Source organism: Enterobacter quasihormaechei, from assembly GCF_004331385.1.
Taxonomy (GTDB): Bacteria; Pseudomonadota; Gammaproteobacteria; order Enterobacterales; family Enterobacteriaceae; genus Enterobacter; species Enterobacter quasihormaechei.
In genome coordinates, this window is the sequence record NZ_SJON01000027.1 from 20,770 (window position 1) to 28,868 (window position 8,099).

Sequence of the window (8,099 nt, forward strand, 5' to 3'; positions counted from 1 at the left end):
ATTTGCTCCCGTCGGAGTTAGCACACTCTGCTGTCGGGCGTTAACCCGACAGCAGTGACCTGTTTGAGCGAGAATTACTCGTCTTCCAGTTCGATGTTGATACCCAGCGAACGAATCTCTTTCAACAGTACGTTGAAGGATTCTGGCATGCCCGGCTCCATCTGATGGTTGCCGTCTACGATGTTTTTATACATCTTAGTACGACCGTTCACGTCATCAGACTTAACGGTGAGCATTTCCTGCAAGGTGTATGCTGCGCCGTATGCTTCCAGCGCCCACACTTCCATCTCCCCGAAGCGCTGACCACCGAACTGAGCCTTACCACCCAGCGGCTGCTGAGTAACCAGGCTGTAAGAACCGGTAGAACGAGCGTGCATCTTGTCGTCGACCAGGTGGTTCAGTTTCAGCATGTACATGTAACCTACGGTTACCGGACGCTCGAACTGTTCACCGGTACGGCCGTCAAACAGCGTAATCTGACCAGACGTTGGCAGACCACCCAGTTGCAGCAGCTCTTTAATTTCAGCTTCTTTTGCACCGTCGAATACCGGCGTTGCAATTGGCATACCTTTGCGCAGGTTCTCTGCCAGACGCAGCACTTCTTCATCGCTGAAGGTGTTCAGGTCGACTTTCTGACGAACGTCGGTACCCAGATCGTAGGCACGCTGGATGAACTCGCGCAGTTTCGCGACTTCCTGCTGCTGTTTCAGCATGGCGTTGATCTTATCGCCGATACCTTTCGCAGCCATACCCAGGTGAGTTTCCAGAATCTGACCGATGTTCATACGAGACGGTACGCCCAGTGGGTTCAGTACGATATCTACCGGCGTACCGTTAGCATCGTGCGGCATATCTTCGATCGGGTTGATCTTAGAGATAACACCCTTGTTACCGTGACGACCTGCCATCTTATCACCAGGCTGGATCTGACGTTTAACAGCCAGATACACCTTAACAATCTTCAGCACGCCTGGTGCCAGATCGTCGCCCTGAGTGATTTTACGGCGTTTCGCTTCGAGTTTTTTCTCGAACTCGTGTTTCAGTTCGTCATACTGCTCAGCCAGCTGTTCCAGCTGATTTTGTTTCTCTTCGTCGGTCAGGCCCAGTTCCAGCCAGCGATCGCGTGGCAGTTTGTCGAGCTTCTCAGCTTCAACGCCACCGGCAACCAGCACCGCATAGATACGGCTGAACAGACCTGCTTCGAGGATCTGCAATTCTTCAGACAGGTCTTTCTTCGCCTGTTTGAGCTGCATCTCTTCGATTTCCAGCGCACGCTTATCTTTCTCAACGCCATCACGAGTGAAGACCTGAACGTCGATAACCGTACCGGAAACACCGTTTGGTACGCGCAGAGAAGAGTCTTTAACGTCAGACGCTTTCTCACCGAAGATTGCACGCAGCAGTTTCTCTTCTGGAGTCAGCTGGGTTTCACCTTTCGGCGTCACCTTACCTACCAGAATGTCACCGCCGGTGACTTCCGCACCGATGTAAACAATACCGGATTCATCCAGTTTGGAGAGCGCAGCTTCACCCACGTTAGGGATGTCGGCAGTGATCTCTTCTGGCCCCAGCTTGGTGTCACGGGACACACAGGCCAGTTCCTGAATGTGGATGGTGGTGAAACGATCTTCCTGAACCACACGCTCGGAGACGAGGATGGAGTCTTCGAAGTTGTAACCGTTCCACGGCATGAACGCTACGCGCATGTTCTGACCGAGCGCCAATTCACCGAGGTCGGTGGACGGACCGTCTGCCAGCACGTCGCCGCGCTCAACTGGCTCACCCAGAGATACGCAAGGCATCTGGTTGATACAGGTGTTCTGGTTAGAACGGGTGTATTTGGTCAGGTTATAGATGTCGATACCCGCTTCGCCCGGATACATCTCGTCTTCGTTAACTTTGATAACGATACGGGATGCGTCAACGTACTGAACGGTACCGCCACGCTTAGCGACTGCCGTAACACCGGAGTCAACGGCAACAGCACGTTCCATACCGGTACCAACCAGCGGCTTATCAGCACGCAGAGTTGGAACGGCCTGACGTTGCATGTTCGCACCCATCAATGCACGGTTGGCGTCATCGTGTTCCAGGAACGGGATCAGGGACGCACCGACGGATACCACCTGCTGGGTGGAAACGTCCATGTAGTCAACCTGGTCGCGGCTGAACAAGCTGGATTCGCCTTTGCTACGGCAGGTAACCAGATCTTCTACAAAGTGGCCTTCGTCATCCAGGTTGGAGTTCGCCTGAGCGATAACGTAGTTGCCTTCTTCGATAGCAGACAGGTAATGAATTTCGTCGGTAACCACACCGTCGGTCACTTTACGATACGGGGTCTCAAGGAAACCGTATTCGTTTGTCTGTGCGTACACGGACAGGGAGTTGATCAGACCGATGTTTGGACCTTCAGGCGTTTCGATTGGACATACGCGACCGTAGTGAGTCGGGTGTACGTCTCGAACTTCAAAGCCTGCACGTTCACGGGTCAGACCGCCTGGGCCGAGTGCAGAGATACGACGTTTGTGCGTGATCTCAGACAGCGGGTTGTTCTGGTCCATGAACTGAGACAGCTGGCTGGAACCAAAGAACTCTTTCACTGCCGCGGAAATCGGCTTGGCGTTGATCATATCCTGAGGCATCAGGGTATCCAGATCGCCCAGAGACAGACGCTCTTTCACCGCACGCTCTACACGTACCAGGCCAACGCGGAACTGGTTTTCCGCCATTTCGCCAACGGAACGGATACGACGGTTGCCGAGGTGGTCGATATCGTCCACTTCGCCTTTGCCGTTACGGATATCGATGAGCTTCTTCATCACTTCGATGATGTCGTCTTTGCTCAGGATACCGGAACCTTCGATCTCGTCGCGCAGCAGAGAACGGTTGAACTTCATACGACCTACCGCGGACAGATCGTAGCGGTCTTCGGAGAAGAACAGGTTCTCGAACAGGCTTTCAGCCGCTTCGCGAGTTGGTGGCTCACCAGGACGCATCATGCGGTAGATTTCTACCAGCGCGCTCAGACGATCGTTGGTTGGGTCGACGCGTACAGTCTCAGAGATGTACGGACCGTGGTCCAGATCGTTGGTGAACAGCGTTTCGATACGTTTGTGGCCAGACTGGCTCAGCTTAGCCAGCAGATCCAGGCTCAGCTCCATGTTCGCTGGGCAGATCAGCTCGCCAGTTGATTCATCAACGTAATCTTTCGCGGCTACTTTTCCTGCAATGTATTCAACCGGAACTTCGATGTGTTTGATATCATCTTTTTCCAGCTGGCGGATGTGGCGCGCGGTGATACGGCGACCTTTTTCCACATACACTTTGCCGTCGGCTTCGATGTCGAACGACGCGGTCTCACCACGCAGACGTTCCGGCACCAATTCCATCTGCAACTTGTTGTCGCGGATTTCAAAGATCACTTTCTCAAAGAACAGGTCCAGGATCTGCTCAGTGGTATAGTTCAGTGCACGCAGAATGATGGTTGCAGGCAGTTTACGACGACGGTCGATACGGACAAACAGGTTGTCTTTTGGATCGAATTCGAAGTCCAGCCATGAACCACGGTAAGGAATGATGCGTGCGTTATACAGTACTTTACCGGAAGAGTGCGTTTTACCTTTATCGCTGTCGAAGAAGACGCCCGGGCTACGGTGCAGCTGGGAAACGATAACACGCTCAGTACCGTTGATAACGAAAGTACCGTTGTCCGTCATGAGTGGAATTTCACCCATGTAGACTTCTTGTTCTTTAATGTCTTTTACGGTGCCTTCCGGCGCTTCGCGCTCGTAGATCACCAGACGCAGTTTTACGCGCAGCGGTGCGGAATAGGTCACGCCACGGATCTGACATTCCTGAACGTCAAACACCGGTTCGCCAAGGCGGTAGCTGACGTACTGCAGCTCGGAGTTACCGCTGTAGCTCTGAATCGGGAACACGGAACGGAAGGCTGCTTCCAGGCCGTACTGCCCTTCAGGATCTTGCTCGATAAACTTCTGGAACGAGTCAAGCTGGATAGAAAGGAGATATGGAATGTCCAGAACTTGTGGACGTTTACCAAAATCCTTACGAATACGTTTTTTCTCGGTATAGGAGTAAACCATAGGGTTCCTCAGCTCGCTGACAAGTCGACCCATCTGTCCGACGAAGGGACAGTTTGTGCAACACCATTTTGTGGACCGGAAAATTGAATACTTTCCGCAATACCTGTTGCTATCACGCTTAAACCATTTCATTGCGATTTACACAGAGCGAGCACCCTGTCGCAGTATATTAAGTCGTCGATAGAAACAAGCATTGTCAGGACAACCAGCAGTCAAACAGTGTGAAATGCTGCTGATGCCTTACAGCGCAAAAAGGCTGGTGACTAAAAAGTCACCAGCCATCAGCCTAATTGCTTAGGCTGCAACCAGAAAAGTTGGCTTATTTAACTTCAACTTCAGCGCCAGCTTCTTCCAGAGATTTTTTCAGTGCTTCTGCGTCGTCTTTGCTCACGCCTTCTTTCAGCGCAGCTGGAGCAGATTCTACCAGGTCTTTAGCTTCTTTCAGACCCAGGCCAGTTGCGCCACGTACTGCTTTGATTACAGCAACTTTGTTCGCGCCAGCAGCTTTCAGAATTACGTCGAATTCAGTTTTTTCTTCAGCAGCTTCAGCCGGGCCCGCAGCTACAGCTACAGCAGCAGCAGCAGAAACACCGAATTTTTCTTCCATTGCAGATACCAGCTCTACAACGTCCATTACGGACATAGCTGCAACTGCTTCAATGATTTGATCTTTAGTGATAGACATTTAAATTGTTCCTGAAAATCAGAATAAGTTTATACGTAAGCAAATGCTTTATAAAGATAACTGCGATTAAGCAGCTTCTTTCGCATCGCGTACAGCAGCCAGAGTGCGAACCAGTTTGCCAGCCGCAGCTTCTTTCATGGTTGCCATCAGGCGTGCAATTGCTTCTTCGTAGGTCGGCAGGGTTGCCAGGCGATCGATTTGCGATGCCGGGATCAACTCACCTTCAAAGGCTGCAGCTTTGACCTCAAATTTTGCATTCGCTTTCGCGAACTCTTTGAACAGACGAGCAGCAGCGCCCGGGTGTTCCATAGAGTATGCAATCAGGGTCGGACCAACAAACGTGTCTTTCAGGCACTCGAACTGAGTACCTTCAACTACGCGACGCAGCAGGGTGTTACGAACAACACGCATGTATACGCCAGCTTCACGACCTGCTTTACGCAGTTCAGTCATTTTGTCTACAGTAACGCCACGGGAATCCGCAACTACTGCAGACAGCGCGCCTTTGGCTACTTCGCTGACTTCAGCAACAATCGCTTGTTTGTCTTGAAGATTTAAAGCCATTAGCTTTGCTCCTGGATGTTTGCCGGAACTCATGTTCCGGAACTCACTTCACTCAACCCAACGGGAAGAGCGTCTTAATACGGTGAGCAGAAACAAGCCAGAGTATTTAAAATAATCTTAGCGTTCTGTCACCGTCTACGCAGGGGATTAAGTTTCTTGCGAAACACCTGCGGTCTTCGACGGAGGCCTGGATAGGCCAGGCTCCAACGAACAATTCTTTTAGCCGCTAACGTTTGTTAGCAAACGTGGGGGTAAGATTGTAGACAAAATCACCGCCCACGTAAAGGCATTAGTTTGCAGCAGCGCTCAGGCCAGCCTGGTCAACTGCAACACCTGCACCCATGGTGGTGGAGATGCTAACTTTCTTGATGTACACGCCTTTCGCCTGAGTTGGTTTAGCTTTTTTCAGCGCAACCAGCAGAGCTTCCAGGTTTTCTTTCAGTTTGTCAGCGTCAAAGTCCACTTTACCGATGGTGGTGTGGATGATGCCGTTTTTGTCGTTACGATAACGAACCTGACCTGCTTTAGCGTTCTTAACCGCTTCAGCAACGTTAGGGGTTACAGTACCCACTTTCGGGTTTGGCATCAGGCCGCGTGGACCCAGAACCTGGCCCAGCTGGCCAACAACGCGCATTGCATCTGGAGAAGCAATAACAACGTCAAAGTTCATTTCGCCTTTCTTGATCTGATCAGCCAGATCTTCCATACCTACCAGTTCAGCGCCGGCAGCTTTAGCAGCTTCAGCGTTTGCACCCTGAGCAAATACAGCTACGCGAACGGAACGGCCAGTACCGTGTGGCAGTACAGTTGCGCCACGAACGTTCTGATCGGATTTACGAGCGTCGATGCCCAGGTTAACGGCAACGTCAACGCTTTCAACGAACTTAGCAGTAGCCAGTTCTTTCAGCAGAGCGATAGCTTCGTTGATGTCGTACTGTTTGGTCGCATCAACTTTGTCACGGATCACGGACATGCGCTTGGTCAGTTTAGCCATTTCTTAGTCCTCCACTACCAGGCCCATGGAACGTGCAGTACCTTCGATGGAGCGAGTCATCGCTTCAATGTCGGAACCAGTCATGTCGGCAGCTTTGGTCTGCGCGATTTCCTGCAACTGAGCGCGGGAAATTTTACCCACTTTGTCTTTGTTCGGCTTACCGGAACCAGACTTGATACCAGCCGCTTTCTTCAGCAGAACTGCTGCTGGAGGGGTTTTGGTAACGAAAGTGAAAGAACGGTCAGCGTAAACAGTGATTACAACTGGAATTGGCAGACCTTTTTCCATGGATTCGGTTTTGGCGTTGAACGCTTTACAGAATTCCATGATGTTCACACCCTGCTGACCCAGAGCTGGACCAACTGGTGGACTTGGGTTCGCCATACCTGCTGCAACCTGCAGCTTGACGTAGGCTTGTACTTTCTTAGCCATTCTAAAATCCTCTGATTGGGTAATAACGCCTCGGAGAGGCTCCCCGTGAATAAAATTCGTTTTACGGGCCGGGGCCCATAAAAACAAAAGGCGCGAAATTGTATTCCAATCTCGCGCCCTGTGCAACGATTAAATCGTCGCTTTTTTGATCGCTGCTTAGGCTTTTTCTACCTGGGCAAAGTCCAGTTCTACCGGGGTCGCACGACCGAAGATAGAAACGGAAACTTTCAGGCGGGACTTCTCGTAGTCCACTTCTTCGACAACGCCGTTAAAGTCAGCAAACGGACCGTCGTTAACACGAACCATCTCACCCGGTTCAAACAGCGTTTTCGGACGCGGCTTATCACCAACCTGCTGGAGGCGGTTCATAATCGCATCAACTTCTTTGTCGCTGATTGGCGCCGGACGGTCAGATGTGCCGCCGATAAAGCCCATCACGCGCGGTACGCTGCGCACCAGGTGCCAGCTCGCGTCGTTCATCACCATCTGAACCAGCACGTAACCCGGGAAGAATTTACGCTCGCTTTTGCGACGTTGGCCGCCACGGATCTCGACCACTTCTTCGGTCGGCACCATGACTTCGCCAAATAACTCTTCCATATTGTGTAATTTGATATGCTCACGCAGCGACGTAGCTACGCGGCCTTCAAAACCGGAAAACGCCTGAACGACGTACCAGCGCTTTTTAGGGGCTTCAGACATCTCAGAACCTCAGGCCAGTGATAAAGGATACCAGGCGAACCAGAATACCATCCAGTCCCCACAGGATCAGTGACATTACAGCGGTTACCGCCGCTACAATCAGCGTGGTGTGCAATGTTTCCTGGCGAGTCGGCCAAATGACCTTGCGGACTTCGGTACGCGCTTCGCGGGCAAACGCAACGGTCGCTTTGCCTTTTGTCGTCAACAGCGCGACACCACCCGCCGCAGCAATCAGAATTACCACTGCAAGCGCGCGTAGCGGCAGCATCATGTCACGATAAAGATAGTTGCCGACAATCGCCACAATCAGCAGCACGGCTACAACTACCCATTTCATCGCTTCCAGGCCGCGCCCGCTCCCTTGAGCTTCGGTATTCGCACTCATAAACCAACCTGTCAGAAGTATTCTACAAACATTTTCACCCCGCGAGTGCGAGGCAAACCAATCGAAATGCTATTCGCTTTTCGTATTATACGCTCTCCGCAGAGCCTGTCTCAGCAATGATTATGACAAAATTAATCACTGATGAGCCAGGTTCTGATGTGAAAGCGTGCAAAAAGGGCATCAAATGATGCCCTTTTATTGCGCATTGCGTCAAATGTTATCAGCGATTAGCCG

General features: G+C 51.6%; 7 protein-coding genes. All 7 read right to left on the reverse strand.

All coding sequences use genetic code 11. The annotated features are described in order from the left end of the window. Positions 1 to 74 precede the first annotated feature (74 nt). A complete protein-coding gene (gene rpoB, locus E0L16_RS21185) occupies positions 75 to 4,103 on the reverse strand; it encodes a DNA-directed RNA polymerase subunit beta (protein ID WP_015569976.1) in 4,029 nt (1,342 codons plus the stop codon). A 319-nt stretch (positions 4,104 to 4,422) separates the two neighbouring features. Continuing rightward, a complete protein-coding gene (gene rplL / locus E0L16_RS21190; protein ID WP_002445276.1) occupies positions 4,423 to 4,788 on the reverse strand; it encodes a 50S ribosomal protein L7/L12 in 366 nt (121 codons plus the stop codon). Between the two features lie 66 nt (positions 4,789 to 4,854). Next, entirely contained in the window at positions 4,855 to 5,352 is a 498-nt protein-coding gene (rplJ, locus tag E0L16_RS21195; RefSeq protein ID WP_003862338.1) for a 50S ribosomal protein L10, read from the reverse strand. A 289-nt stretch (positions 5,353 to 5,641) separates the two neighbouring features. Then, the gene (rplA, locus tag E0L16_RS21200; RefSeq protein WP_006810530.1) at positions 5,642 to 6,346 is read right to left on the reverse strand and encodes a 50S ribosomal protein L1; all 705 of its coding nucleotides are present in this window, start codon (positions 6,344 to 6,346) and stop codon (positions 5,642 to 5,644) included. A 3-nt stretch (positions 6,347 to 6,349) separates the two neighbouring features. Continuing rightward, the gene (rplK, locus tag E0L16_RS21205) at positions 6,350 to 6,778 is read right to left on the reverse strand and encodes a 50S ribosomal protein L11 (RefSeq protein WP_003862340.1); all 429 of its coding nucleotides are present in this window, start codon (positions 6,776 to 6,778) and stop codon (positions 6,350 to 6,352) included. A gap of 156 nt (positions 6,779 to 6,934) precedes the next feature. Beyond that, positions 6,935 to 7,480 (reverse strand): transcription termination/antitermination protein NusG, encoded by a 546-nt coding sequence (nusG, locus tag E0L16_RS21210; RefSeq protein WP_003862341.1) that lies wholly within the window; start codon positions 7,478 to 7,480, stop codon positions 6,935 to 6,937. Between the two features lies 1 nt (position 7,481). Next, positions 7,482 to 7,865 carry a preprotein translocase subunit SecE gene (gene secE / locus E0L16_RS21215; RefSeq protein ID WP_003862342.1) on the reverse strand — a complete coding sequence of 128 codons (384 nt, stop codon included), beginning with the start codon at positions 7,863 to 7,865 and terminating at the stop codon, positions 7,482 to 7,484. Between the last annotated feature and the right edge of the window lie 234 nt (positions 7,866 to 8,099).

Bases quoted from the DNA above. Each gene is read 5' to 3' on its own strand.
- rpoB (WP_015569976.1), bottom strand. From the start codon at position 4,103: ATGGTTTACTCCTATACCGAGAAAAAACGTATTCGTAAGGATTTTGGT.
- rplL (WP_002445276.1), bottom strand. From the start codon at position 4,788: ATGTCTATCACTAAAGATCAAATCATTGAAGCAGTTGCAGCTATGTCC.
- rplJ (WP_003862338.1), bottom strand. From the start codon at position 5,352: ATGGCTTTAAATCTTCAAGACAAACAAGCGATTGTTGCTGAAGTCAGC.
- rplA (WP_006810530.1), bottom strand. From the start codon at position 6,346: ATGGCTAAACTGACCAAGCGCATGTCCGTGATCCGTGACAAAGTTGAT.
- rplK (WP_003862340.1), bottom strand. From the start codon at position 6,778: ATGGCTAAGAAAGTACAAGCCTACGTCAAGCTGCAGGTTGCAGCAGGT.
- nusG (WP_003862341.1), bottom strand. From the start codon at position 7,480: ATGTCTGAAGCCCCTAAAAAGCGCTGGTACGTCGTTCAGGCGTTTTCC.
- secE (WP_003862342.1), bottom strand. From the start codon at position 7,865: ATGAGTGCGAATACCGAAGCTCAAGGGAGCGGGCGCGGCCTGGAAGCG.